Source organism: Achromobacter spanius, assembly GCF_003994415.1.
Taxonomy (GTDB): domain Bacteria; phylum Pseudomonadota; class Gammaproteobacteria; order Burkholderiales; family Burkholderiaceae_B; genus Achromobacter; species Achromobacter spanius_C.
The window spans coordinates 31,744-58,530 of the sequence record NZ_CP034689.1; the positions used below are offsets into that span (position 1 = coordinate 31,744).

Sequence of the window (26,787 nt, forward strand, 5' to 3'; positions counted from 1 at the left end):
TTTGGAACACACGATATGTATCGCATAGGGATAGACGTCGGCGGCACGTTCACCGACTTCACGATGATCGACGAGGACGCGGGTGTGGTGCACTTTCACAAAGTGCCCTCTACCCCGCACGACCCGTCCGAGGCCATTGCCACCGGCATCGGGCAGATGCTGGCGGACCACGACGTGGCGCCGTCGCAGGTGTCGCACGTGGGGCATGGCACCACGGTTGCCACCAACCTGATCATCGAACGCAAGGGCGCGCGCGTTGGCCTGATCACCACGCGCGGCTTTCGCGACGTGCTGGAGATTGGCCGGCAGACGCGGCCCCACCTGTACGATTACAGCGTCGGCAAGCCGCCCGTGGCCGTGCCGCGCGAGTTCCGCATTGAAGTGAGCGAGCGCGTGAGCGCGTCGGGAGACGTGCTCACGCCGCTGGATGAAGCCCAGGTGCGGGACGCCGCGCGGCAATTCGCGCAAGCCGGCATCGAAGCCGTCACCATCTGCTTTCTGCATGCCTACCGCAACGCCGCGCACGAACGCCGCGCCGCGCAGATCGTGGCCGAGCTCATGCCCGACGCCTACATCAGCATGTCGTCCGATGTGCTGCCCGAATTTCGTGAATACGAACGCCTGTCCACCACGGTGCTGAACGCGGCGGTGGGGCCGAAGATGGCGCGCTATCTGGAACGCTTCCTGCAACGGGTGCGCGACCTGGACATCAGCCACGAGCCGCACACCATCCATTCCAACGGCGGCCTGATGTCGATCGGCACCGTGCGCCAATACCCCGTGCGCACCTGCCTGTCGGGGCCGGCGGCTGGGGTGGTGGGCGCGGCGGCGGTGGGGCGCGCCATCGGCAGCCTGAACCTGGTCACCTTCGACGTGGGCGGCACCAGCACCGACGTGTCGCTGGTGTGCGACGGGCGTCCGCTGTTTACTTCCCATCGGCAAGTGGCGGGCTACCCCGTGAAGACGCCCATGGTCGACATCCATGTGATCGGCGCGGGCGGCGGCAGCATCGCCTGGCTGGACGACGCCGGCGCCTTGAAGGTGGGGCCGCACAGCGCGGGCGCGGTGCCGGGGCCGGTGGGCTATGGCCGTGGCGGGCAGGAACCCACCATTACCGATGCCGAAATCGCGTTGCAACGCTTGAATCCCGTCGCATTGCTGAACGGACGCATGCCGGTACACGCCCAAGCCGCGCGCGACGTGATCGAGCAGCGCGTGGCGCAGCCGCTGGGCCTGGACATGGAAGCGGCGGCCGAAGGCATCCTGCGCATTGCAGCGGCCAACATGAGCCGCGCCATCCGCGCGGTATCCACCGAACGCGGCTACGACCTGTCCTGCTTCGCGCTCTACGCCTATGGTGGCGCGGGGCCGCTGCACGCGGTGGAAGTGGCCGAGGAATGCGGCATCCCCATCGTCATCGTGCCGCAGGAGCCGGGCACCATGTGTGCGCGCGGCATCTTGCTCAGCGACATCTCGTTCGACTTCGTGCAAAGCGAAATCTCGGTGGCGTCGTCAGACACCTGGCCCGCCATCGCCGCCCTTTTCGAAGGCTTGCGCACGCAGGCCGACGACTGGCTTGCAGCAGAGCGTGTGGACCCGGCGCTGCGCGTGTGCCAAGGCGCCATCGACGCGCGTTACGAGGGCCAGAATTTTGAAGTGCAGGTCAGCCTGGACGGTGTCGACATGGGCGCGGGCGGCTACGCCGAATTCGCACGCCGCTTTGCCGAGGCGCACGAACGCGAATACGGCTACACGGTGGATGACCGCAAAGTGCAGATCATCAATTGCCGCATGCAGGCCGTGGGCCAGGTGGTGAAGGCGCCGCTTGCGCCGCGCTACGTCGGCGGCGAGCTTGAAGACGCCAGCCTGGGGCGGCGCAAGGCCTACTTCGGCGCGGTGCACGGCTGGAAGGAAACGCCCGTGTACGACCGCGACCGTGTGCCGACCGGCGCATGCTTCACCGGCCCTGCCCTGCTTGAGGAAATGAGCTCGACCACGGTGGTGGGCGTGGGCCATGCGGCCAGCGTGGACGAGTACGGCAACCTGATCATCCGTTTGCAAGGAGGCTTGCATGACTAAGCCCGAAGACGCCAAGACCGACAATGCCAACGCCGCGGTGACGCTGGCTGACCCCATCGGCATGGAGGTGTTCTGCAACCGCCTGCTGTCCATTACCGAGGACATGAACAACACGCTGGTGCGCGCCTCGTTCTCCACCAACATCAAGGAACGCAAGGACTGCTCCGTGGCCTTGTTCGACGCGGCCGGCAGGCTGGTGGCGCAAGGCACGCAGATACCGTTGCACCTGGGTTCGCTGGACGGGGCCATGGGCGCGATTTTGCGCACCTACGCCGTGGATGACATCCGCGAGGGCGACGTGTTCATCTGCAACGACCCCTATCTGGCCGATGGCAGCCACCTGCCCGACATCAACATCGTCACCCCCGTGTTCTGGGACGGCGTGCTGCGCTTCTTCGCCGCCAACATCGCACACCATTCAGACGTGGGTGGAGCGGTGCCCGGGTCCATCGCGGGCGGCTTGAAGTCGATATTCGAAGAAGGCATCCGCATCCCCGCCTGCCGCATCGCGCGCCACGGCCAGAACGACGAAGACATGCTGCGCCTGATCTGCGCCAACACCCGCGACCCGGAAGAGCGCGTGCTGGACCTGCGTGTGCAAATGGCCACCAACCGTCGTGGCGCGGCCGCCGTGCAAGGCCTGATCCGCCAGATGGGTCTGGACGCCGTGCTGCGTTCGGTGGACGACGTCATCGCCTACACGCGCCGCCGCCTGCTCAACCGCATCGCCGAACTGCAGGCCGGCAGCTATACCTTTCGCAGCGACCTGGACGACGACGGCATGGGCGGGGATCCCGTGCCCATCCAGGTGACGCTGACCGTCAGCCACGACAAGCTGCACTTTGATTTTGCAGGCTCCGGCAAGCAGGCGCGCGGCGCGATGAACCTGCCGATCAATGCCTTGCGCGCCTGCGTGTACTACGCCGTGAAGGCGCTGCTGGACCCGGACCTTGCGCCCAACGCCGGCTTGTTCGACCCCATCACGTTGTCGGCCCCGGTGGGCACCATCACCAACCCCGAACACCCGGCCGCCGTGGGCGCGCGGTCGATCACCGCGCAGAAAGTCGCGGGTGCGATCTTCGGCGCCTTCCGTGGCCTGCTGCCGCCGGAAAAGACCATGGCGTCCAGCAATGACTGCTGCCCCGCCATCGTGTTTTCAGGCCGCTGGCGCGAGCGCGCGGGCCACTTCGTGTACTTGGAAACCTTGGGCGGCGGCGCGGGTGCGCGCTTCGATGCGGACGGCATGGACGCCGTGCACGTGCACATGACCAACACCTCGAACCTGCCCGTGGAAGCGCTGGAAAACGAATACCCCTTGCTGATGGACGAGTACGCCATGATCCAGGACTCGGGCGGCCCCGGCCGCACGCGCGGTGGCATGGCGATTGCCAAGCAGATTCGTGCCGTAGGCCCAGGCATCGTGTTCTCGGCGCGTTCGGATAGCCATACGGTGGGCGTGGCGGTGGGCGTGGACGGCGGTGGCGACGGGCGGCGCGCTCGGTTGGTGCGCAACTTCGGCACGCCGCAAGAGGAAGAACTGTTTTCCAAGACCGCCAACATTGCGCTGGCGGCCGGCGAAAGCGTGCGTATCGAAACGCCCGGCGGTGGCGGCTTTGGTCCGCCCGCCGAACGCGCTCAGGCACGCATCGCGCAGGACCTGGCCGACGGCAAGATCAGCGTGGATGCGGCACGCGCGGCCTACGGCATGCGAGGCGTGCGCGCGACCGAAGGCTTGGGGGCTGCTACCCCACGTTGAGCGTCATGGAGTACTTCATCTTGTCGTGCGGGAAGGTGGTGATGGTGGCCAGCAGCAGCAAGCCGCCATCGCCGTAGTAGCGGCGGGTGATGACGAAGCCCGCCGTCTTGGGTTCCACCTTGAGCTGCTTGGCGATGGTGGCGTTGATGGGCGTGGCCGAGAACTCCTGGTTGACCTCGGTGATGCGGTCGCCGAAATGGTCTTCGATCAGGCGCAGCAGCGAAATGCGCGATTTGACGTCCACGCGCACGTCCGAATGCTCGGGGTCCGCGTAGATCAGCGTGCTGGCGGCGGCGGTGCCCTGGTCGTCCAGCGTTTTGATGGAGTTGATATGCAGCCAGGACTTGTCGGCGGGGCAGCCCAAGGCTTCGGCCAGCCGCTTGGGCAGCTTGATGGTGCGCACGTCCTGCACCAGCAGGGCGGCATTGCGCGCGTATTGGAGCAAGTCGGGAAATTGCGAGATGCGCTGCGTGAAGCGCGTGCTGGCGCGGGCCGTTTCAACGCGGGTGCCCACGCCGGGGCGGCGCGACACCATGCCCGCCACGGTCAGCATGCGTATGGCTTCACGGATGGTGTGGCGGCTGGCGTCGAACTGGTCGCAAAGTTCGTGTTCGGTGGGCAGCAGGGTCATCACGGGATAGCGGCCGGCGCTGATGTCCTGCGACAAGGTTTGAAAAATGCTCTTGTAGCGGGGGCCGCCGGCGTCTACGTCCGGCACTTGCGATTCGGGCTTGCCACGCGCTTGCCGTGCTCCGCCGGGGCCGGTTGCGCGCTCGGAGGATCGGGTCATGGGGAGGCTCCTTGAATTGTTATATGGGGTTTGTACGGACAATAACCCGATTGACAACGATGTCCGGTCGGATTCATTATTTGTCCGGACATTCATGTACGGACAAAGTGTACCAACAAATCGGGGGTTTCTCATGAGCAAGGTACTTGCAGTACTCGCAGCGGCAACCGTGGCCGCAGGGCTCAGCGCCAACGCCATGGCGCAGCAGAAGTTGGTGGTGGCAGGTTATGGCGGCTCGTTCGAAGACATCATGCGCAAGGACATCTTCCCGCCCTTCGCCAAGCAGCACGGCGTTGAGCTGGACTATGTTGCCGGCAATTCCACCAACACGGTGGCGCGCCTGCAGGCGCAGAAAAGCAATCAGCAGATCGACGTGGCCATCATTGATGACGGCCCCATGTATCAAGCCATCGCGCTGGGCTTTTGCGCACCCATCAAGGGCCTGCCCGCCGACGACCTCTACAGCACCGCGCGCTACAAGGACGACAAGGCTGTGGCCATCGGCATCGTGGCCACCGGCATCATGTACAACAAGAAGGCTTTCGAAGAGAAGAAGTGGGCCCCGCCCACGTCGTGGAAAGACCTGAAAGACCCGAAGTACAAGAAGCTGTTGGTGGTGCCGCCGCTGAACAATACCTACGGCCTGCACGCCGTGGTGGAATACGCCCGCGAAGGCGGTGGCGGTGAAAAGAATATCGACCCCGGCTTCACCACCTTCAAGAAGGAAATCGGCCCCAACGTGCTGGTCTACGAGCCGTCGCCGGGCAAGATGACCGAGCTGTTCTCCAGCGGTCAGGCGCTGATCTCCGTGTGGGGCAGTGGCCGCGCCAAGTCCTTCGCCGACACCGGCTTCCCGGTGGGCTTCGTGTACCCGCAAGAAGGCGCCTACGCCTTGCTGTCGTCCGTGTGCCCGGTGGCCAAGCCCAACGCCAACCCCGCCGCCCAGGCCTTCGTGCAATACCTGGTGTCGCCCGAAGTGCAGGAAAAACTGGCCTCCGCCTATGGCTACGGCCCGGTCAACAAGAAGGCCAAGGCGGTTGACGACCCGCGCGTGCCGCTGCCGATCGGCAAGCGCGCCGATGACCTGATCGTGATTGATTGGGACACCGTCAACCAGAACCGCGACGAATGGAACAAGCGCTGGACGCGGGAAGTCGAGCGCTAAGGCGCAGCCGGTAGTGCAATACGGGGCGGCGCGGCGCGCCGCCCACGGGAGCCTTCATGACCTATCTAGTGTTGAACCGCCTTAGCAAGCGCTATGGCGAGACCACCGCTGTGCAAGAGCTGAGCCTGTCCGTGAACCGGGGCGAATTCATTTCGCTGCTGGGGCCCTCGGGTTGCGGCAAGACGACTACGCTGCAGATGATTGCGGGCTTTGTCGAACCCACGGGCGGCAGCATCGTGCTGGACGGCCGCGACGTCAGCCGCGTGCCGGCCAACAAGCGCGGCTTGGGCCTGGTGTTCCAGAACTACGCGCTGTTCCCGCACATGACGGCGGCCGAAAACGTGTCGTTTGGTCTGGAGATGCAGCGGGTCAAGAAGGACGAACGCGAAGCGCGCGTGGCCGATGCGTTGAAGCTCGTGGGCTTGTCGCACCTGGCGGATCGCCATCCCGCGCAGATGTCCGGCGGGCAACAGCAGCGGGTGGCCTTGGCCCGCGCGCTGGTCATCCGGCCCAGCGTGTTGTTGCTGGACGAACCGCTGTCCAACCTGGACGCCAAGCTGCGCGAGGAAATGCAGCTGGAATTGCGCAGCATCCAACGCACCATCGGCACCACCACCATCCTGGTTACGCACGATCAGTCCGAGGCGCTGGCCTTGTCGGACCGCATCGTGGTCATGAACCAGGGCCGCGTGGAGCAGGTGGCGGAACCCTTCCAGGCTTACGAAGGGCCGGCCAGCCATTTCGTGGGCGGCTTCCTGGGCAAGGCCAATGTGTTCACCCCCAAAGCCGAGCAGTACGAAAACGAAACACGCGCCCGTATCGGCGAGGCGCATATTCCGATGGCCGGCGCGGCGGTGCCACAAGGCGCGGTGATCGTGCGGCCCGAGAAAATCCTGTTCTCGGAACCCGCCGCCTGTGCCCTGCCCGGCCGCATGAAGACCCGCGTCTTCCAGGGCAACCACTGGCTATGTCAGGTGGATACGTCGGTGGGCGAAGTGATGGTGATCCGCCAGAATGACGGCGTGCCGGTGCCCGCCGAGGGCGAGGCCGTGCATTTGCGCTGGCGCGCGCAAGACATGTGCGAGGTTGCGCCCGCGCCGCAGGGTCGCCCGTCATGAGTACGCGCACCAACCCCTGGGTACTGAGCGCGCCGGCGCTGGTGGTGTACGCCACCTTCCTGGTGGTGCCGATGGCGCTGGTGTTCCTGATCAGCTTTTTCGACTTCCAGTTCTACGGCGGCATGCAGGCCACGTTCACCTGGAAGAACTACTTCGAGATCTTCAGCGACGGCTATTACTACGAGATCTACGCGCGCACGTTCGGCGTGGCAGCTGCCGTGACCGTGGCCTGCCTGGTGCTGGGTACGGCCGAAGCGTATGTGTTGTCGCGCATGGCCAACCCATGGAAGGGCTTGTTCCTGATGGTGGTGCTGGGGCCGCTCTTGATCTCGGTGGTGGTTCGCACGCTGGGCTGGGCGCTTCTGTTCGGTTCCACCGGCCTGATCAACAAGGTGCTGATGGGCATCGGACTGACCTCGACCCCCGTGGACCTGATGTACAGCAACCTGGGCGTGGGCATCGCGCTGACGCATGTGCTGGTGCCCTTCATGGTGATTTCAGTGTGGGCGTCGCTGCAACGGATCAACCCGGCCACGGAAGCGGCGGCGTTGTCGCTGGGCGCGTCGCAGTTCACCGTGATCCGCCGCGTGATCGTGCCGCAGGTGATGCCGGGCATTCTGTCGGGCGCCATCATGGTGTTTGCGATGGCGGCAAGTTCCTTCGCCACGCCAGCCATCATCGGCGGGCGGCGCCTGAAGAACGTGGCGACCGCCGCTTACGACGAATTCCTGAACACGCTGAACTGGCCATTGGGTGCGGCCCTGGCGGTGGTGCTGCTGCTGGCGACCGTGGTGGTGTTGCTGTCGGCCAACCGCATCATCGAGCGCAAGTACGGCGCCGTCTTCAACCAGGCCGGAGGCTGAGATGCAATTTCGTAACGGCCCCATCGGCCTGGTATTCCACACGCTGTTCATCCTCTTCATCCTGGCGCCCATCGTCATGGTGTGCGCGGTGGCGTTCACCTCCGAAGGCTTTATCTCGTTGCCCACCAGCGGGCTGTCGCTGCGCTGGTTCCGCGCCATTCTGGACAATCCGCGCTTCATTGAAGCGTTCTGGTTCAGCCTGGGGCTGGGTACGCTGTCGGCCACCTTGGCCATCGGCCTGGCCGTGCCCAGCGCGCTGGCGCTTGCCCGCAACCGCTTCCCCGGCCGCGAGGCGCTGGTGGCCTTCTTCCTGTCGCCGCTGATGATTCCGCATGTGGTGCTGGGCTTGGCCTTCCTGAAGTTCTTCACCACGGTGGACCTGGCCGGCACCTATGTGGGCCTGGTGGTGGCGCATGTGATATTGGTGATGCCCTACGCGCTGCGCCTGGTGCTGGCGTCGGCCACCGGCATCGACCCCGCGCTGGAGCGCGCCGCGCAGTCGCTGGGCGCGTCCAACTGGACAGCGTTCCGGCGCGTGGTGCTGCCGCTGCTGTTGCCGGGCGTGGTCAGCGGCTGGGTGATCGCCTTCATTACGAGCTTTGATGAATTGACCATGTCGATCTTCATCGCCTCGCCGTCCACGACGACGTTGCCGGTGCGCATCTTCCTGCACATCGAAGACACGATCGACCCGCTGGTCACCGCCGTATCGGCCGTGCTGATCTACGTGACCATCATCGCCATCTTCATCCTGGACCGCGTGGTCGGCCTGGAAAAGCTGTTTGTAGGAAAGGGACGCTAATGACGGACGAGAAAGAACTGGCGCCCCGCGCGCCCGTGCATCGCGGCATTTATGACGCCGTGGTGATTGGCGGGGGCTTGGTGGGTTCGGCCATCGCTTATGGCTTGCGGCGCGAATTGGACCACGTGGCCGTGCTGGACGAAGGCGACGTGGCTTACCGCGCGTCACGCGGGAACTTCGGGCTGGTGTGGGTGCAGAGCAAAGGCATGGGCTTGCCGCGCTACGGCGTGTGGACGATGACGTCCGCCTCCGGCTGGCCACGCCTGGCCGCGCAACTGCTGGAAGAAACCGGCGTGGACGTGCATCTGGAGCAACGCGGCGGCCTGCACGCGCTGCTGAGCGACGAAGAGGTGGAAGCGCGCGGCAACTTCATGAAGACCCTGCTGGCACAGCCCGGCATGGCGCAGTACGACTGGAAGCTGCTGGACCGCGCGGAAGTGGCAGACCTTGTGCCGGGTATCGGCCCCGACGTGCGCGGCGCCACGTGGACGCCGGTGGATGGCATTGCCAACCCGCTCAAGCTGCTGCGTGCCCTGCATGCGAGTTTTGCACAGCGGGTTGTGGACTACCTGCCGCGCCGTCCGGCGCAGAGCATCAAGCAGCGCGATGGCGTGTTCGAGATCGCGACCCCGGGCGGCACGGTGCGCGCACATAAGGTGGTGCTGGCCTCGGGCCTGTCCAACAAGGATCTGGGCGCGCAAGTCGGGCTGGACGTGCCGGTGCGCCCGCAGCGCGGCCAGATCGTGGTGCTGGAACGCACGCGCCGCATGCTGGAGACGCCGCTATCCACCTTGCGCCAGACCGATGAAGGCACCTGGCTGATCGGTGATTCGCAGGAAGAAGCGGGCTATGTGGATAACCTGGTGGGCCTGCCTATCCTGGGTACGCTGGCCGATCGCGCCGTGCGCACGCTGCCGGCCTTGCGCGACGTGCGCGTGGTGCGCAGTTGGGCGGCGCTGCGCGTGATGTCCAAGGACGGCTTTCCCATTTATCAACAATCCGAAACGTGCCCCGGCGCCTTTATCGCCACCTGTCATAGCGGCGTGACGTTGGCCGCCGCGCACGCGCTCAATCTGGCGCCCATGATCGTGGCCGGCAAGCTTGCCGACGACATGGCGCCCTTCTCGACCCGGAGGTTTCATGTTCAAGAGGCTTGACGAGGCGCAGCGCCAGACGCAAAGCGCGCCCGTGCGCGTGACGGTCAATGGGGCCGAACTGCAATGCCGGCCGGGCGATACGGTGGCGGCGGCGTTGTTCGCGGGCGGCGTGTCGGCCTGTCGCGACACGGCCGTGAATGAAGTGCCGCGCGGCCCATATTGCATGATGGGCGTGTGCTACGACTGCCTGGTCACCATTGATGGCCAGGCGAACCAGCAGGGCTGTATGACGGCCGTGCGCGAAGGCATGAAGATCGAGCGCCAGTTGGGCGCGCGCAAGGTGCAGGCATGATCGAAACAACGCAATGCGATTTGCTGGTGGTGGGCGCGGGCCCGGCGGGCTTGGCGGCGGCAACGCTGGCGGCCACGTTGGGCGTGGATACGATGTTGCTGGATGAGCAGCCGGCGCCTGGCGGACAGATCTATCGCGCCATTACCACCACCCCGGTCACTGACCGGGGCATCCTGGGCGAAGACTATTGGCATGGCGCGTCGCTGGTGGCGCCGTTCCAGCAATCGGGCGCGCGCTACGTGCCGGGCGCCACCGTCTGGGCGGTGGCCGAACGCACCGCGCCGCAGCCCGACAAAGGCTTCGAGGTGGCGTACTCGGTGGCGGGCGAGGCGCGTATCGTGCATGCGCGCCGGCTGCTGCTGGCCACGGGCGCGCAAGAGCGGCCCTTCCCGATTCCGGGCTGGACGCTGCCTGGTGTGATCACGGCGGGCGCGGCGCAGATTCTGCTGAAGTCGGCGGGCGTGGTGCCGGCCGACCGCACGGTGCTGGCGGGCAGCGGCCCGCTGCTTTATCTGGTGGCCTGGCAATACCTGAATGCGGGCGTGAAGATCGACGCGCTGCTGGAAACCACGCCGCCTGGACGCATGGGCCAGGCGCTGCCCAAGGTGTGGGGATTTTTACGATCACCCTATCTGGGCAAGGGCTTGAAGCTGCTGCGCGCCGTCAAGGCGGCGGTGCCGATCACGCGTGGCGTAACGGCCTTGGAAGCGCTAGGCAACGGCAAGCTGGAAAGCGTGCGCTACACGGCGGGCGGCGTCACCAAGACCTTGCCCGCCGAACAACTGATGCTGCATCAGGGCGTGGTGCCCAACGTGAACCTGTCGCGCGCCGTGGGCGCGGAGCATCGCTGGAACGACGCACTGGACTGTTGGGAGCCACAGGTCGATGAATGGGGGCTGACGTCGGTGGACGGCATCGGCATGGCGGGCGACGGCGCGGGCATCGCGGGCGCGCTGGCGGCGGAACACCGGGGCCGGTTGGCCGCGCTGCAAGCCGCACATCTGCTGGGCCGCATCGACGCGCGCAAACGCGATAGCCAGGCCGTGGCGCCGCGCGAGGCGCTGGCCCGTGCCGTCAGGGGGCGCGAGTTCTTCGACGCGCTGTACAAGGCGCCAGATGCCTTCCGGCGGCCCACCGGCGACACCATCGTGTGCCGCTGCGAGGAAGTCACCGCCGCGCAAGTGCGCGAGACGGTCAAGCTGGGCTGCACCGGTCCGAACCAGATGAAGGCCTTTCTGCGTTGCGGCATGGGGCCGTGCCAAGGGCGCTTCTGCGGGCTGACCGTGGCCGAGATCATTGCCGAGGAACGCGGCGTGCCAACGCAGGAAGTGGGCTATTACCGGCTGCGCTTCCCGACCAAGCCGCTGACCTTGGGAGAACTCGCGTCGCTGCCGCAGACGGATGATTCCCGCCAGGCCGTGGTCCGCCTGAAGAAGTAATGCCATGACCGATGCAACGCGGTCGGCGCAAGTCATCATCATCGGCGGCGGCCTGCATGGCAGCTCGGCCGCGCTGCATCTGGCGCGCGCGGGCGTGTCGGCCCTGGTGATTGAAAAGAACTACGTGGGGCGGCATGCCTCGGGCGTGAACGCGGGCGGTGTGCGCACCTTGTCGCGGCATCTGGCCGAAGTGCCGCTGGCGCTGGCCTCGCGTGAACTTTGGTATCGCATCGGCGAGCTGGTGGATGACGACTGCGGTTTCGAGCAGCACGGCCAGGTGCGCGTGGCCGAGAACGCCGCCGACGTGGCAACGCTGCAAACGCGCTTGCGCACGATGACCGATCACGGCTACACGCACGAACAATGGATCAGCGCCGACGACCTGCGCGACATGATCCCGATGATTGCGCCCAGCATCCAGGGCGGCCTGATCGCGCGTGAAGATGCGGCGGCTGACCCCTACCGCACGACGCTGGCGTTTCGCAGCAAGGCGGCAAGCTTGGGCGCGCGCTTTCTGGAAGGGGTGCGCGTGGACCGTGTGGCGCAAGACGGCGGACAGTGGCGCGTGGACACCGATGCGGGTACGTACACCGCGCCGCAAGTGCTGAACTGCGCGGGCGCCTGGGCCGACGGCATCGCGGCGCAATGGGGCGAACCCGTGCCGCTGCTTGCCATCAGCCCCATGATGCTGGTGACCTTGCGCATGGACCATTTCCTGGATCCGGTCGTGCTGGGCACGGGGCGCGCGCTATCGTTCAAGCAGCGCACGAACGGCACGGTGCTGATCGGCGGCGGGCGGCGCGCCTGGGTGGATCGCGACGCGGAATGGACCGAGCTGGACTTTCGTTCCCTGGCCGAAGGCGCGCGCACGGTCTGCGACCTGTTTCCGCACATGCGCGACGCCATCGTGAACCGAGGCTGGGCGGGAATTGAAGCGGCGATGCCGGACGAGATTCCGGTCATAGGCCGCAGCAGCCGCCACGAGACCGCCTTCCATGCCTTCGGCTTTTCGGCTCATGGCTTTGAACTGGGCCCGATCGTGGGCCGCATCATGGCCGACCTGATTACCACCGGCACAACGGACATGCCGATCGAGCCATTCCGGATCGAACGTTTTTCGGACGCCACGATGGCGCCCACCCCATCAGAAAAGGAGCAAGACGTATGAACAACGATATCGTGCGCAAAGACACCAACCAGCGCTTGAGCCGCATCGTGATCCATGGCGATACGGTCTATGTCGCCGGCGTGACCTCTACGGCCGAAGGCGGCATCGTGCCGCAGACGCGCGATGCGCTGGCGAAAATAGACGGCTATCTGGCGCAGGCCGGCACCGATAAATCGCGGCTGTTGTCGGTGCAGATCTGGTTGAAGGATATCGACCGCGACTTCGCCGGCATGAACAGCGTGTGGGCCGAGTGGGCTTTGCCCGAGGCGATGCCCACCCGCGCCACCTGCGAGGCCAAGCTGGCCGCGCCGGAGCTGCTGGTGGAGATCATCGTGACGGCCGCCAAGCGGCCGGGTTACGTCAGCGGGCCGGTGTCTGAAAGCTGATCTGACCGGGGCGGCCAGGCAGATTCAGCGTGGCGGTGGCGGGCGGCGTGGTCGCAATGACCTGGCCGGCGCGCAGCACCATCAGCCGGGTTGCGCGCAGGCGTAGCGCCTCGACCGGGTCGCGCGCCTGCAGCAGCACCAGGTCGGCACGCTTGCCGACCGCGATGCCCGTGTCGTCCAGCCCCAGGATCTTGGCGGGCGTGGTCGTCACGGCTTCGAAACAGGCGCGCATGGCGTCCTGGCCCGTCATCTGGGCCACATGCAGACCCATGTGCGCCACTTCCAGCATGTCGCCCGAACCCAGGCTGTACCAGGGGTCCATCACGCAGTCATGGCCGAAAGCCACCGGCACGCCGGCCGCCAGCAATTCCGGCACGCGCGTCATGCCACGGCGCTTGGGATAGGTATCGTGGCGGCCTTGCAGCGTGATGTTGATCAGCGGGTTGGCGATGGCGGCCACGCCCGCTTCGCGAATCAGCGGGATCAGCTTGGACACGTAGTAGTTGTCCATCGAATGCATGGACGTCAGGTGCGAACCGGTGACGCGGCCATGCAGGCCCAGGCGCTGCGTGTGATACGCCAGCGTTTCAATGTGGCGCGACAGCGGGTCGTCGCTTTCGTCGCAGTGCATGTCCACGCGCAGGCCGCGTTCGGCGGCCAGTTCGCACAGGATGCGTACGGACTCGGCGCCGTCCTGCATGGTGCGTTCAAAGTGCGGAATGCCGCCCACCACGTCCACGCCCATGTCGAGCGCGCGTTTCAGGTTTTCTAGCGCGCCGGGTGCGCGCAGCACGCCGTCTTGCGGAAAGGCCACCAGTTGCAGGTCCAGGTACGGCTTGACCTTCTCGCGCACGTGCAGCAGCGCTTCGGTGGCCAAGAGGCGCGGGTCACAGACGTCCACGTGCGAACGGATGGCCAACAGGCCGCGCGCCACCGCCCAGTCGCAATACGCCAGCGCGCGTTCCACCAGCGCTTCCTGCGTCAACAGCGGCTTCAGTTCGCCCCACAGCGCGATGCCTTCCAGCAGCGTGCCGGACTGGTTCACGCGCGGCAGCCCGAACGACAGCGTGGAGTCCATATGAAAGTGCGCGTCGACAAAAGGCGACGACACCAGTTGACCGGCCGCATCGATGGTCTGGCCGGCCTCGGCCTTCAACGCCGGTTCCACCGCCGTAATACGCCCCTGCGCCACGCCGATGTCGATGTTCGTGCGGCCATCGGGCAGCGTGCAGTTCTTGATGATCAGGTCGAGCATGTTCAGGTCCTAGCGGAAATTCTCAATAGTTATAACGCTGCAATGGTCACCGGCCCCGCCAGGTCGCACGGAGCCGGCTCCGCCGGTCCGTCGCGACGCCCCCTTGAGGGGGAAGCGCGTAGCGCTTCGGGGGTGGGATCCACCCTTTTAGCGTTCGCCTTTGCGATAGGGTTTCATCAGCGCCTGCGGGTAGGCGGCGCGGCGCGCCATCACTACCAGGGCCAGGATGGACAGGATGTAGGGCAGCATCAAATACACCTGATACGGTAGCTCAGGCAATCCGGGCAAGGCCGCGCCGCCTTGTTGCAGGCGCAGTTGCAGTGCATCGAAGAAAGCAAAGATCAGCGCGCCCAGCAAGGCCTTGCCCGGACGCCAGGACGCGAACACGACCAGCGCCACGCAGACCCAGCCACGGCCATTGACCATGTTGAAGAAGAAGGCGTTGAATGCGGCCAGCGTCAGGAAGCTGCCCGCAACCCCCATCAGCGCCGACCCCGCCACAATGGCGCCCATGCGCAGCCGCGTGACCGACAGGCCCTGCCCCTCGGCGGCGGCGGGGTTTTCGCCCACCATGCGGATCGCCAACCCGACCGGCGTGCGATTCAGCACCCAGGCCAGAATCGGCACGGCGGCCAGCGCGATCAGCGTCATGGGCGTTTGCCCGGCCAGCACGGGGCCGATCAACGGAATGCCATCCAGGAATTTCATTTCGGCAAATGGCGTGATCGTGGGCGGCGTGTTCACGCTGGGAAACGTCACGCGGTACGCAAAGTACGACAGGCTGGTCGCCAGCAAGGTCACCCCCAGCCCCGACACGTGTTGCGACAGCCCCAACGGCACGGTCAGCACCGCGTGCAACAGGCCGAACACGGCCCCGGCAAAGGCCGCCGCCAGCACGCCCACATACAGCGGCGCGCCCAGATACACGACCAGCCAGCCGGTGAAGGCGCCCGCGGCCATGATGCCTTCGATGCCCAGGTTCAGCACGCCGGCGCGTTCGCACAGCAGCACGCCCAGCGTGCCCAGAATCAGCGGCGTGGCCAGGCGCAGCACGGCCACCCAGAAGGCCGAGGTGCTTAGTAGATCCATCCATTCCATGGCGTGCTCCTCAAGCCTGGTTGCGGCGCAGGCGGTACTGCGCGAATAGCGTCGCGACCAGCATGGCAAGCAACGAAGTGGCGACGATGACGTCGGCGATGTAGTTCGGCACGGCAATGGCGCGGCTCATGCTGTCGGCGCCCACCAGCATGCCGGCCACGAAGATGCTGGCCAGGATCACGCCCAGCGGATGCAGGCCGGCCAGCATGGCGACGACCACGCCGGTGTAGCCGTAGCCCGGCGACATATCCAGCGTGACGTAGCCGGTGCGGCCCGCCACTTCAATGGCGCCCGCCAGGCCCGCCAGCGCGCCGGATAGCATCGCGGTGCCCAGCATCACGCGGTTGACGGGCAGGCCCAGAAAGCGCGAGGCATGCGCGTTGGCGCCCACGGCCCGCATCTGGAAACCGAAGACGGTGTAGCGGTTCAGCAGCCACAAGCCAAGCGCCAGCCCCGCCGCCCACAACAGCCCGGTATGCGCGCGCGTGCGTTCGATCAGCTTGCCCAGTTCCAGGTCACCGTTCAGCGCCACGGATTGCGGCCAGCCCATCGCCATCGGGTCTTTCATGGGGCCGTCCAGCATCATGGACACGAACAGCAGCACGATGAAGTTGCCCAGCAAGGTGGTCACCACTTCGTCCACGCCGAGCCGGGTTTTCAGCAGCGCGGGAATCAGCAGCAACAAGGCGCCGGCCAGGGCCGCCGCCAGCATCATGCCGCCGAACAGCACGGGCACCGGCAGATCGAAACCCGTGCCGTCATGCAGCCCGCCGATGGCCACCGCCGCCAGCGCGCCCAGATACAACTGCCCTTCGGCGCCGATGTTGTAGAAGCGCGCGCGAAACGCCACGGCACAGGCCAGGCCCGTCAGCATCAACGGGGTGGCGCGGGTCAGCGTTTCAGACAGCGCGAAGCGCGAGCCGAACGCGCCTTCGAACAGCAGCGCGTAGGTGCGGCCCACGGGCGCACCGGCCCACGCCACCAGCAAGGTGCAGATCGCCAGGGTGAAGAGGATGGCCGCGATGGGGGCCAAGGCCAGCGCCATGCGGCTGGGCTCGGGGCGGCGTTCCAGGATCAGTTTCATGCGAAGAATGCTCAATAGAAAAGGAAGCGGCGCAAGGCGGCGTGAACCGTCACGCGCGGGTTCCCGTCATGGCCAGGCCGACAGTGGCGGGTGTCCATTCAGCCACCGGCTTGATGGCGACCAGCTTGCCGCCGCACAGCACGGCGATGCGGTCGGCCAGGGCGAAGATTTCTTCCAGGTCTTCGGACACCAGCAGCACGCCGGCGCCGCGCGCGCGGGCGGCCAGCAACTGCTCGCGCACATAGGCCACGGCGCCGATGTCCAGGCCCCAGGTGGGTTGGTCGGCCACGATGAAGCGCGGTTCGCGCGCCAGCGTGCGTCCCAGGATCAGCTTCTGCATATTGCCGCCTGACAGGCTGCGCGTACGCACATCCAGCGACGCCGCGCGCACGTCGAACTGCTTGGCCAGCGACGCGGCATAGGCCCGGCCCGCGCGCGCGCGGATCAGGCCGTAGCGCGCGAAGCGCTTGTCCTTCAGGTCTTCGACGATGGCGTTTTCCCATAGCGGGCTGTCGCCGATCATGCCTTCGCCGTGGCGGTCTTCGGGGATGCGGCCCACGCGGGCCGCGGTCCAGCCGGCGGGAGAGGTGGGCGCGGGGGCGTGTTCCGCGCCCAGCCGGATCGTGCCGTCGGACGGTTGCGCCAAGCCGGTCAAGACCGACACCAGCGCCTGTTGGCCGTTGCCGGCCACGCCCGCGATCGCCACGATTTCATGTTTGTGAACGGTCAGGTCCAGGCTGTCCAGGCGCGGCGCGCCAGCGCGGCTGTCGCGCACGGTGACTTGCGACAGCGTCACCACGGGCGCTGCCTGTTCGGCGGCGGCCACGGCTTCGGCGCGCGGCATGACCACCTTGCGGCCCACCATCAGTTCCGCAAGTTCGGCGGGGCTGGTGGCGGCGGTGTCGCGTTCGGCCACCAGCTTGCCCTGGCGCAGCACCGCCACGCGGCGCGACACGGCCATCACTTCGTCCAGCTTGTGCGAGATGAAGATGACAGCCAAGCCGTCGTCGACAAAGCCGCGCAGCGTGGCGAACAGGTCCTGCACTTCCTGCGGCGTCAGCACCGCGGTGGGTTCGTCCAGGATCAGCACGCGCGCGCCACGGTACAGCGCCTTCAGGATTTCAACGCGCTGCTTTTCACCGACCGACAAGCCGCCCACGCGCGCATCCGGGTCCACGCCCAGGCCAAAGCGTTGGCCCAGTTCAACCAGGCGTTTGCGCGCTTTGCCACGGCCGGACGCCAGCTTCCACAGCGATTCCGTGCCGACCATGATGTTGTCCAGCACGGTCAGGTTGTCGGCCAGGGTGAAGTGCTGATGCACCATGCCCACGCCCGCCGCCAGCGCGGCGTCGGGCCGGCCGGGCGGCAAGGGCTTGCCGAATACATCGATGCTGCCGGCGTCGGCCAGATAGTGGCCGAACAGAATCGACACCAGCGTCGATTTGCCGGCGCCGTTCTCGCCCAGCAAGGCCAAGACCTCGCCCTGCCGCAGCGTCAGCGAGATATCGTCGTTGGCCGTCAGGCTGCCGAAGCGTTTGGTGATCCCCGTCAGTTGCAGGGCGAGAGGCGCTTGGTTCATCGTGCCGAGGACTTGGGTTCTTTGTCGTTGACCTTGACGGTGAAGCTGCCGTCCAGAATGGCTTTCTGCTTGGCTTCAACCTTGGCGACGAGGTCCGCGGGAATCTTCTTTTCAAAGGTGCCCAGCGGCGCCAGCGACGAGCCCTTGTACTTCATCAGCGAGTACTGGCCGTAGTCGTCGGCCTTGAACGTGCCGGCCTTGATCTGCTTGAGCGCCTCGTTGATGGTGGGCTCCATGCTCCACAGGGCCGATGCCACCACGGTCTCCGGATACTGCGGCTGCGTGTCGATCACGTTGCCGATGGCCAGCTTGCCGCGTTCCTTGGCGGCGTCCGACACGCCGAAACGTTCGGCGTAAAGCACGTCCGCGCCCTTGTCGATCATGGCGAAGGCGGCTTCCTTGGCCTTCGGGGGATCAAACCACGAACCAATGAAGGTCACCGTGAATTCGGCCTTCGGGTTCACTTCCTTGGCGCCTTCGATGAAGGCGTGCATCAGGCGGTTCACTTCCGGGATGGGGTAGCCGCCAACCAGGCCGATCTTGCCGCTTTGGCTCATGCCGCCGGCGATCATGCCGGTCAGGTAGGCGGGTTCCTGGATGTAGTTGTCGAACACCGAGAAGTTGGGCTGCTGCGGCTTGCCCGAGGACCCCATCAGGAAAGCGGTTTGCGGATAGTCCTTGGCCACCTTGCGGGCGGCGGATTCCACGGCGAAGGCTTCGCCCACCACCAGCTTGTTGCCTTGCTCGGCGTACTGGCGCATCACGCGCTCGTAGTCGGCGTTGGTGACGTTTTCCGAGAACGTGTAGTCGATCTCGCCACGGTCGCGCGCCGCCGTCAGCGCCTTGTGGATGCGCGACACCCATTGCTGTTCGACCGGCACCGTATAGATGGCGGCAACCTTGGTCTTGGCGGGAGCCTGGGCTTGCACTGCGCCCGAGAACAGCAGCGCGCCGGTCGCGGCGGCCGCGGCCAGCTTGAGCAGCCCACGGCGGGCGATGCCGCCAGCGGACGGGGTGGACAGGGATTTCATGCGGGTGACTCCTTCGCGGGGGATGGAAACTTGATGGGGATGGCAGCGATGCGGCGGCAGGATCGGCATCGCGGCCCATCCTGGCGAAGCAAGTTGTATGCCATGCGGCATTCCTCGCGACAAGTCGGGGAAACCTGATGGACGGGCAGGATTATAGGCACCCTGGCTGGGATCCGTGGCACCAGTTTGGTGCCCGTCGTTCCATGCAATGGACACGTGTTGGCAAAACGCGGGGTTCCCCTGTCAGCCACGCGGGCAAACCGCTGGGCAGGGGGCCACGCCATTAAAATCGTCGCTTCGGTCGCGCGCGGCGCGGCGTGCTGGAAGATTCATGCAAGACATTCAATTGCTGCTCGAGCAGTACGGCGGGTGGCTGGTGTTCGCCAACGTCCTGGTCGAACAAGCGGGCCTGCCCGTGCCTGCCTATCCCATGCTGATTGCGGCGGGCGCGTTGGGCGGTGCGGCCGGTTGGCTGACGCCCTGGCTGGCGGCCACCGTGGCCTGTCTGTTGGCCGACACGCTTTGGTATGTGGCGGGCCGGCGCTATGGCGCGCGGTTGCTGGGCGTGGTGTGCAAGATGTCCTTGTCGCAGGACTCCTGCATCCGCCAGACGCAGCGCCTGTATTTGCGCATCGGCGTGCGGGCCTTGCTGGTCTGCAAGTTCCTGCCCGGCGCGGGCGCGCTGTCGACCGTCATGGCGGGCCTGACCGGCACGGCCTATCGTCGCTTCCTGCTCTATGACCTTGTCGGGGCCATGCTCTGGGCGGGCTCCGGCTTGCTGCTGGGCGGGCTGTTCCACAGCGTGATCAACGATGTGCTCGACGTGCTGGGCACCTACGGCCCGATGGGCCTGGGCGTGCTGGCGGCGGTGCTGGGGTTGTACATCCTGGCGCGTTTTCTACGCCGTCGGATTCTGCTGCGCAGCCTGCGCGTCATTCCCCGCGTGTCCGTCGACGAGCTCATGCAATGGCGCCAGGACGGCCGCAACACGTTGGTCTTCGACGTGCGGCCCGACGCGCAGCGTGATGTCGCGCGCATACCCGGCGCCATCGCCGTGGACCTGAAGGCGCCCTTGCCCGCGCTGGACCCGCAAGCGCTGGAGTCCGACATCGTGGTCTATTGCGCCTGCCCCAACGAGGTCTCGGCCGCGCTGCTGGCTTCGCGCCTGCGCGCGGCGGGGTATCCGAAGACGTGGGCGCTGCGGGGCGGCTTTGAAGCGTGGATGGAACGCAATCACGAGGCTTGAGTCGCCGGGCTTGGAAGGCACTGCTATCGACGCGCGCGTCTGGCGGACGCCTGGCCCCTGACACGCGGAATCGTAAAGATCCTATAGACGCCCCCTGCGCCCCTTGCGCAAGATCTTGGCTTCGGTTGAGTTCTGGGGAGCACCGCGCCATCACGCATGGACGACTTCCCGTATCCCCGTCGCAAGGAGGTCTTCCATGGCAGCCCCCGCTGTCGGCGCGCTTATCTGGGGATATCGCGCCTATCGTGCCTATGCGGCGTACGAAACCGCGCAAACCGCCATCGAGACGGCCGAGACGCTGGCGCAGATCAGCCAGCGCAGAAGGGACGTCGAGACCATCCTGAAGGATGTCATTGGCGGCATGAAAGAAGAAATCGACATCAAGAGCTCGACGTTCGTGCTCACTGGCGGCAACGCCACGGTGTCGCGCGGCCGCCGCGAAAACGTGACGTACCAGCAGTACATCGAACGCAAGATTCCATTCCGGCCCGTCATCAGCAGGGTGTGCCAGTGGGCGTTGAAGTCGCCGCTGGTCGTGCCCAGGCGGATACGCAAGAAGATCCCCGGCGAGGTCATCGAAACCACGATCGATATTGCGCTGAAGCAGACCACGGCATCGCTGGTATTTGAAGCGGTGGATGACTTGCTGTCGTGGCAGAGTCCCTTGAAGGCGGAACCGAACTACAACGCAACGACGGGGGCGGCGATGCTGGGAGAGCCCGCGACGAAACCCATGCGCGTCAGTGAGGTTTTTCCCTTCTGGCCAAGGCCGAAGGGCAGCTTGGCGCCGGATCTCGTGATCGTGGAATACCGGCAGCAGCCGTTTGAAGTTAGCAACGTGTTCGCGGCGGTGGAGATCAAGTTTCCGAATGATTGGGTGCGGGAGGCGCAGATGCAGGATTACCTCGATCTCATGGGTCGAGATTCCCGGAAAGTTGCACTCCTGCGGGTGCCGGAGGATTGCACTGGCTATCAGCCCAAAAAGGCGGGCGATAGCGATCGAAAGCCAAGGAGAGGACGATGAGCACCAGCCATCCTTTGATCGACGACGATGATCTGTCCGGCATGATCACCGACCTAAAAAATTGGCCCCACACAGCAATTGACAACGGCATGTTTGAAATGTCGACGACCTTGTTTTCGACGTTCTACTTTACCTACGAGCCCACGCATTATCTCCAGACAACGCTCGCGATGATCGATGTGCAAGAGTCATTTGAGAAGCTGCTTGGCCGCCCCTTTACTGTCGCCACGCATCCGGATTCCGAGCGCCCACATTCCTATGGTTCAAAGCGTCTTGGCGATCTACGTGATTGGGCAAGGCGAACGCCTTTGAAAAAGGCCTTCGTCGTGAAGTTCTCTGACGAAAAGAACCATCAAAGTTCGCCAACGCATTCCGCTTATCTGTGGCGGCACAATTTGCGGGGTGACCGTGAACAGAACTACTCGTCAATCCAGTTCTACTACCGCTGGCAATGGTGGCTGGATAACAAAGATGCCTGGCGCCGATTCGTGCTCGATACGATCGGACGCCTGAAGCCCGCGCAAGTCTATAGCGGATTCTCGATGGGCAACCCGCTGGAATTCGGCATGCGCGCCGAAGCGGCGGTGTGGGACCGTGCGCTGACCCCGCACTTCTACGGGCTGGATACCGATTACCCGTTCGGCATGTCACTCACGCCGCAACTGCCTTCAGGCATCCGCCCGCCCACCTGGGGCTTCTTCCTGTCCGACATCTGGCGGGAAAAGCTCTCGATAAGCCGCGACGACGTCGCCACGCAGCTTGCCGACCCGCGCATTCGCGTCGACACCTTGAGTTGCGGGCAATGGATAGAACTCGGCCCTCAGCCCGAGCTCTATCCCGTCGAAGACGGTGTGCCCGAACTTCCCGTGTTGCTGAACCGCGTGCTGCGCCGCATCCGCCATCCGCAACTGGACCTGATCGGATTCGGCGAATGGGATGGCGATCCCAACGAACGCTTCGACCGCCACGATACGCAGCGTTGGCTGGGCCGGTTCGATGACGACAGCGATTGGCCCACACCTGAAATCCGTGGCCGTGTGCCTGGCGCCCCGGCGGTCGAACCCACGCCGACCCACGTCGTTGTGGGCGAAACGATTCCGTCGGAAGGCTATTGGTACACCCTGGCGAAAACCCATTCACGCCGCTACTTCAAGGCGGGCGAGCTGGCGCCGCCGATATCGCAAGACACGTCGCGCGGGCGTGTCATCTGGCAGCGCGACGTAGACCAGCGCGCGCCGGAGCCCGAGCCGGCGCGTCGCGCCGAGACCGGCCAGCTTGCGCCCCGCGCCGGCCAGTGGCGGGCCGATGAGAAGGGCGAAATCCTCTGCGTTGTGTCCGAGCACGAACCGTTGCCGGCGTATCGCGGTGAATCGGTAACGTGGCACTGGATGCACGACGCCGTGGTGGCCCCCGCGAGCGCCGTGCGTGTGCGATCTGGCGCGCCCTGCCCTTACCCCGGAACGTGGACGTGCGAAGAATTTCCCACGGGTCCCCAGACCTTCATGCATCAAGTGATCTTGCCGCAAGTCAACGGCCAGGACGTGACCTGGGTGTTGGTAAGGTTCTTGAAATAGCAGCAGGCCACTGGCGACTCTCAGCCGTGACGCCGGGTTCGGCGTGGCCTGGCCTGGCCTGGCCGCCCGCTGGACTGCCCCTCTGGGCCAGGCTGGGCGATGTTCCACGCCAAGCGCATAATTCCGTATCAGCCCGCAAAACAGGCGGGTGGCTACAGGAGAGACGAATGCGGTTGTTGTTCTTGGGTGCTGGCGGCACCGGTGGATATTTTGGCGGACGCGCGGCGCAGGCTGGCGCGGATGTGACCTTTCTGGTGCGCGAGCCGCGCGCGGCGCGTCTGCGTGAACAAGGGCTGCGCATCCAGAGCCCGCTGGGTGATGTCACGTTGCAGCCGAAGCTGGTCACGCAACAGACCTTGCAGGGCGCGTATGACGTGGTCGTGCTGAGCTGCAAAGCGTATGACCTGGCCAGCGCCATCGACGCCATCCGCCCTGCTGTCGGACCGAATACGGCGGTGCTGCCCATCATGAATGGCGTGCTGCAATACGACGTGCTGGACCGCGAGTTCGAGCCGCATCGCGTGCTGGGTGGCCTGTGCCAAATCAACGCCACGCTGGGCCCCGAAGGTGAAGTGGTGCATTTGGGCAAGCACGCGAATATTGTCTTTGGCGAACGTGCCGGCCCGGCCCGCAGTGAACGTTGCGTGGCGTTGGAGCAGGCGCTGGCCGGGGGCGAATACGTCAGCCGCCTAAGTGAAGACATCCATCAGGACATGTGGGAAAAGTACGTCATGCTGACCACGCTGGCGGCCGCCACGTGTTTGATGCGCGGCTCGATCGGCCAGATCGCGTCCACCGATGACGGTATCGATATCCTGAAAAGCCTGTTGCAGGAATCGCAGTCCGTGGCGGCGGCGTCCGGCCATGCCGTGCGCCCTGAAGCCGATGCGTTTGTGCAGAACCTGATCAGCGACCGCACGCAGCCCATGACGGCCTCCATGTTCCGCGATCTGCGCCAAGGCCTGCCGGTCGAGGCCGATCACATCGTGGGCGACATGGTCAACCGTGCCCGTACGCTGGGCGTGGATGCGACGTATCTGCGCGTGGCCTATTCGCACTTGCAGGTTTATCAAGCGCAGCGCGCGGCGGCTTGAGTTGCTGCCTGGGGCGGCGGCCTTGAGACATAGTGGCATTGATTTATTGATGCATGGATTGCAAAAAACTCGTCTGATTTATTGGGTTTTTTGTTCGGATTTGACCGAATAGTATGGATTGCCTTTCGGGGCGGCGCAGGGCAAAGGCGCGTGGTGCGCCGCCAGCCGCCCCGGTTTCCCTCTTAAGGAGCAAGACCATGAAAATCGCATTGATCGGCATTTCGGGCCGCGTAGGCTCGCGAGTGGCGGACGAACTGCTCAAGCGCGGCCACCAGGTGACCGGCATCGCCCGTAATCCGGCCGACGTCAACAGCCAGCCCGGCTTGACCGTGCAACAGGGCGACGCCACCGACCCCGAAACCCTGACCCCCCTGCTGACCGGCCACGACGCGGTGGTCAGCGCCACGCGCTTTGTGTCCACCGACGCCAAGCCGCTGCTGGCTGCCGTGAAGAACGCGGGCGTGCCGCGCCTGCTGGTGGTGGGCGGCGCGGGCAGCCTGCAAGTGGCGCCCGGCATGCTGCTGATCGACACCCCCGAATTCCCGGACGCGTACAAGCCCGAGGCGCGCGCGGGCGTCGTCTTCCTGGACACGCTGCGCCAGGAAAAAGTGCTGAACTGGACCTTCCTGTCGCCATCGGCCATGTTTGAACCCGGCGAGCGTACCGGGGCATTCCGGGTTGGCGATGACACCCTCTTGGCCGACGAGGATGGCAAAAGCTGGATCTCGATGGAAGACTACGCGATTGCGCTGGTCGATGAAATCGAGTCCCCTATACACTCCCGACGCCGCTTCACGGTCGGGTATTGAAGTCGGCGCCCTGAAGCCAGCAACCCTACCCCGCGACCCCATGTCCCCTATCGAACCCGTCGAACTGCCTCGCTCTTATCTGCTTCTGAACCATGGGCCCTCGGTGCTTGTCACCAGTGCCCATGGCGCGGCGCGCAACGTCATGGCCGCGGCCTGGGCGATGCCCTTGGACTTCAACCCGGCCAAGATGCTGGTGGTGGTGGACAAGAACACCTACACGCGCGAATTGATCGAGGCGTCCGGCGAGTTCGCGCTGTGTATTCCTTCGCGCGCTCAGGCGGCCGCCACGCTGAAAGTGGGTTCGGAAACGGGCCGGGATGTGGACAAGTTCAAGGCTTGCGGCTTGAACACGTTTGCGGCCAGCAAGATCGGCGCGCCATTGGTCAGCGACTGCCTGGGCTGGTTGGAATGCAAGGTGGTGCCCGAGCCGCACAACCAACAGGCTTATGATTTGTTCATTGGCGAAGTCGTCGCCGCCTGGGCCGCGCCGGATGTGTTCTCTAAAAACCGCTGGCACTTTCCCAAAGACGAGCGGCGTTCGATCCACTACCTGGCGGGCGGTTCGTTTTTTGCCACCGGCGAAGCCTTCAACGTTTCAGAATCGGAGTAGCCCTTATGCGCAGCGTGTATCTCGCGGGGTTCGACGTCTTCCTGCCCGATGCCGTGGCGCATGGCCAGCGCCTGAAGGCGCTATGCGCCACCTACGGGTTCGACGGCCTGTTCCCGTTGGATAATGCGGCACCCAAGGACTTGTCGGGGCCCGCGTTGGCGCAATGGATCTATCGAGAAAACGTCGCGTTGATCCGCCGCGCCGACATGGTGATGGCCAACCTGAATACCTTTCGTGGCGCCGAACCGGATTCAGGCACGGCCTTCGAGGTGGGCTACGCCATTGCCTGCGGCAAGCCGGTCTGGGGCTACACCAGCCAGGCCGGACCCTTGATTGATCAGGTGGCGGTGGGGGCGGCGGCGGACGACGGCGCGTCGCGCATGGTGGATGCCGAGGGCTATACGGTGGAAGACTTCGGCCTGAACTTGAACCTGATGCTGGCGTGCAGCGCGCGCATCGTCGTGGGTAAAGCATCGGACTGCCTGGCCCTGATGGCCGCGGAGGCCAGCCGGTGAATCGCCTGCGCTAAGCAGGGATCCCCGGCGGCAAGCCTTTGCAGGCTGCTATTTCGCGGCCTTCTTGTGTGCCGCCTTCTTGTATGTCGCCTTCTTGGCCGTAGGCGTACCCAGATATCCCATCACCGCGTCCACCACGGCTTGCTCAAGCTGCTCGGTGGAAAAGCCCACGGGCGGCTCCAACGCCGCCGCATGCACCAACGATTCCATGATGCGCAGCACCACATAGGTGGCCAGATCGCGGTCTTGTTGCGCGATCTCGGCCCGATGCAGCTCCAGCAGATGCCGCATTCGGCGGTGGATGTCCTGGTCGGCCAGACTGTGCTCGCGCGGTGTGTCGAACAGCGGAAACTCGCGTTCAAGCACCCGGTGCAAGGCCGGTTCCAGCAGGTGCGCGTGCAGCATGGCCTGCACGATGGCGGCCACGCGTTCTTTCAAGGTGGCGGCGGGGTTGCTGTTCAGCACTTCATCAATGACATCCAGCATGTCGTTGTCGTGCCGCTGATGCAAGGCGGCGATCAGCGCATTCTTGTTCGGAAAATACTGGTACAGCGACCCGACGCTGACCCCAGCCGTTTCGGCGATCAGATTGGTGTTGGTGCCCGCGTAACCGTGCGTGGCCAGAATGTGAGCAGTGGCTTGCAGGATCGTGTCGACGGTGTGCTGGGATCTGAGCTGGCGCGGCGATTTTCGGGGCTGAGGGATAGCGGTCATGGATGCGTGGAAAGGCGAGTATCAAACCTGAGCAATGGCTCATAAAATTCAGGGCAGGCGATCTGATTGTTCACCCGCAAGCGCGGATTATGCCATCGACGAATTCTCCGCGATGGTTTCGGATTGCCACAACCCTATC

General features: G+C 65.3%; 25 protein-coding genes. 18 read left to right on the forward strand and 7 right to left on the reverse strand.

Going from position 1 to position 26,787, the window contains the following annotated elements; translation table 11 throughout:
* Positions 1-15: 15 nt before the first annotated feature.
* Positions 16-2,079: a hydantoinase/oxoprolinase family protein gene (locus ELS24_RS00145; protein ID WP_127183047.1), complete on the forward strand. Its 2,064-nt coding sequence runs from the start codon at positions 16-18 to the stop codon at positions 2,077-2,079.
* Positions 2,072-3,835 (forward strand): hydantoinase B/oxoprolinase family protein, encoded by a 1,764-nt coding sequence (locus ELS24_RS00150; protein WP_127183048.1) that lies wholly within the window; start codon positions 2,072-2,074, stop codon positions 3,833-3,835. The genes ELS24_RS00145 and ELS24_RS00150 overlap by 8 nt, the downstream gene beginning before the upstream one ends.
* On the opposite strand, the gene ELS24_RS00155 is transcribed toward ELS24_RS00150, so the two are convergent.
* Positions 3,822-4,625 (reverse strand): GntR family transcriptional regulator, encoded by an 804-nt coding sequence (locus ELS24_RS00155; protein WP_127183049.1) that lies wholly within the window; start codon positions 4,623-4,625, stop codon positions 3,822-3,824. The two genes, ELS24_RS00150 and ELS24_RS00155, sit on opposite strands and share 14 nt — an antisense overlap.
* 133 nt (positions 4,626-4,758) lie before the next feature.
* On the opposite strand from ELS24_RS00155, the gene ELS24_RS00160 reads away from it, so the two are divergent.
* Genes ELS24_RS00160 through ELS24_RS00200 form a run of 9 tightly spaced genes read left to right on the forward strand, consistent with a single transcriptional unit; the run spans position 4,759 to position 13,015 of the window.
* Positions 4,759-5,790 carry an ABC transporter substrate-binding protein gene (locus ELS24_RS00160; RefSeq protein WP_050447397.1) on the forward strand — a complete coding sequence of 344 codons (1,032 nt, stop codon included), beginning with the start codon at positions 4,759-4,761 and terminating at the stop codon, positions 5,788-5,790.
* A gap of 56 nt (positions 5,791-5,846) precedes the next feature.
* A complete protein-coding gene (locus tag ELS24_RS00165) occupies positions 5,847-6,908 on the forward strand; it encodes an ABC transporter ATP-binding protein (protein ID WP_127183050.1) in 1,062 nt (353 codons plus the stop codon).
* Positions 6,905-7,771, forward strand: a complete 867-nt coding sequence (locus tag ELS24_RS00170; RefSeq protein WP_050447399.1) for an ABC transporter permease — start codon at positions 6,905-6,907, stop codon at positions 7,769-7,771. Before ELS24_RS00165 ends, ELS24_RS00170 begins: the two co-directional genes overlap by 4 nt.
* A gap of 1 nt (position 7,772) precedes the next feature.
* The gene (locus ELS24_RS00175; RefSeq protein WP_050447400.1) at positions 7,773-8,573 is read left to right on the forward strand and encodes an ABC transporter permease; all 801 of its coding nucleotides are present in this window, start codon (positions 7,773-7,775) and stop codon (positions 8,571-8,573) included.
* A complete protein-coding gene (locus ELS24_RS00180) occupies positions 8,573-9,730 on the forward strand; it encodes an NAD(P)/FAD-dependent oxidoreductase (RefSeq protein ID WP_127183051.1) in 1,158 nt (385 codons plus the stop codon). Before ELS24_RS00175 ends, ELS24_RS00180 begins: the two co-directional genes overlap by 1 nt.
* Positions 9,714-10,022: a (2Fe-2S)-binding protein gene (locus ELS24_RS00185; RefSeq protein WP_100853655.1), complete on the forward strand. Its 309-nt coding sequence runs from the start codon at positions 9,714-9,716 to the stop codon at positions 10,020-10,022. Before ELS24_RS00180 ends, ELS24_RS00185 begins: the two co-directional genes overlap by 17 nt.
* Positions 10,019-11,461, forward strand: a complete 1,443-nt coding sequence (locus ELS24_RS00190) for an NAD(P)/FAD-dependent oxidoreductase (protein ID WP_050447403.1) — start codon at positions 10,019-10,021, stop codon at positions 11,459-11,461. Before ELS24_RS00185 ends, ELS24_RS00190 begins: the two co-directional genes overlap by 4 nt.
* 4 nt (positions 11,462-11,465) lie before the next feature.
* Positions 11,466-12,629, forward strand: coding sequence for an NAD(P)/FAD-dependent oxidoreductase (locus tag ELS24_RS00195; RefSeq protein WP_127183052.1), 1,164 nt, complete (start codon positions 11,466-11,468; stop codon positions 12,627-12,629).
* Positions 12,626-13,015: a RidA family protein gene (locus tag ELS24_RS00200; RefSeq protein WP_127183053.1), complete on the forward strand. Its 390-nt coding sequence runs from the start codon at positions 12,626-12,628 to the stop codon at positions 13,013-13,015. Before ELS24_RS00195 ends, ELS24_RS00200 begins: the two co-directional genes overlap by 4 nt.
* On the opposite strand, the gene ELS24_RS00205 is transcribed toward ELS24_RS00200, so the two are convergent.
* From ELS24_RS00205 to ELS24_RS00225, 5 genes are all read right to left on the reverse strand, one after another.
* Complete coding sequence (locus tag ELS24_RS00205; RefSeq protein ID WP_127183054.1) at positions 12,990-14,270, reverse strand: amidohydrolase family protein; 1,281 nt, start codon at positions 14,268-14,270, stop codon at positions 12,990-12,992. The two genes, ELS24_RS00200 and ELS24_RS00205, sit on opposite strands and share 26 nt — an antisense overlap.
* Positions 14,271-14,417: 147 nt before the next feature.
* A complete protein-coding gene (locus tag ELS24_RS00210) occupies positions 14,418-15,368 on the reverse strand; it encodes an ABC transporter permease (protein WP_127183055.1) in 951 nt (316 codons plus the stop codon).
* Positions 15,369-15,378: 10 nt separating this feature from the next.
* A complete protein-coding gene (locus tag ELS24_RS00215; protein ID WP_100853649.1) occupies positions 15,379-16,452 on the reverse strand; it encodes an ABC transporter permease in 1,074 nt (357 codons plus the stop codon).
* A 49-nt stretch (positions 16,453-16,501) separates the two neighbouring features.
* Positions 16,502-18,031, reverse strand: a complete 1,530-nt coding sequence (locus ELS24_RS00220; RefSeq protein WP_050447410.1) for an ABC transporter ATP-binding protein — start codon at positions 18,029-18,031, stop codon at positions 16,502-16,504.
* Positions 18,028-19,062: a BMP family protein gene (locus ELS24_RS00225; RefSeq protein ID WP_127183056.1), complete on the reverse strand. Its 1,035-nt coding sequence runs from the start codon at positions 19,060-19,062 to the stop codon at positions 18,028-18,030. Before ELS24_RS00225 ends, ELS24_RS00220 begins: the two co-directional genes overlap by 4 nt.
* A 331-nt stretch (positions 19,063-19,393) precedes the next feature.
* Between ELS24_RS00225 and ELS24_RS00230 the strand changes: the two genes are divergently transcribed.
* From ELS24_RS00230 to ELS24_RS00260, 7 genes are all read left to right on the forward strand, one after another.
* Complete coding sequence (locus tag ELS24_RS00230) at positions 19,394-20,308, forward strand: DedA family protein/thiosulfate sulfurtransferase GlpE (RefSeq protein ID WP_127183057.1); 915 nt, start codon at positions 19,394-19,396, stop codon at positions 20,306-20,308.
* Positions 20,309-20,504: 196 nt separating this feature from the next.
* Positions 20,505-21,332, forward strand: a complete 828-nt coding sequence (locus ELS24_RS00235; protein ID WP_127183058.1) for a VRR-NUC domain-containing protein — start codon at positions 20,505-20,507, stop codon at positions 21,330-21,332.
* Positions 21,329-22,906 carry a type VI immunity family protein gene (locus ELS24_RS00240; protein ID WP_127183059.1) on the forward strand — a complete coding sequence of 526 codons (1,578 nt, stop codon included), beginning with the start codon at positions 21,329-21,331 and terminating at the stop codon, positions 22,904-22,906. The genes ELS24_RS00235 and ELS24_RS00240 overlap by 4 nt, the downstream gene beginning before the upstream one ends.
* Before the next feature lie 167 nt (positions 22,907-23,073).
* Positions 23,074-24,000 (forward strand): 2-dehydropantoate 2-reductase, encoded by a 927-nt coding sequence (panE, locus tag ELS24_RS00245; protein WP_127183060.1) that lies wholly within the window; start codon positions 23,074-23,076, stop codon positions 23,998-24,000.
* Between the two features lie 197 nt (positions 24,001-24,197).
* Positions 24,198-24,809: an NAD(P)-dependent oxidoreductase gene (locus ELS24_RS00250; RefSeq protein WP_127183061.1), complete on the forward strand. Its 612-nt coding sequence runs from the start codon at positions 24,198-24,200 to the stop codon at positions 24,807-24,809.
* Positions 24,810-24,849: 40 nt separating this feature from the next.
* Positions 24,850-25,419, forward strand: coding sequence for a flavin reductase family protein (locus ELS24_RS00255; RefSeq protein ID WP_127183062.1), 570 nt, complete (start codon positions 24,850-24,852; stop codon positions 25,417-25,419).
* A gap of 5 nt (positions 25,420-25,424) precedes the next feature.
* Entirely contained in the window at positions 25,425-25,934 is a 510-nt protein-coding gene (locus ELS24_RS00260) for a nucleoside 2-deoxyribosyltransferase (protein WP_127183063.1), read from the forward strand.
* 48 nt (positions 25,935-25,982) lie between these two features.
* Here ELS24_RS00260 and ELS24_RS00265 read toward each other — a convergent pair whose 3' ends face one another.
* On the reverse strand, positions 25,983-26,648 hold the full coding sequence (locus ELS24_RS00265) for a TetR/AcrR family transcriptional regulator (protein WP_127183064.1): 666 nt from the start codon (positions 26,646-26,648) through the stop codon (positions 25,983-25,985).
* Between the last annotated feature and the right edge of the window lie 139 nt (positions 26,649-26,787).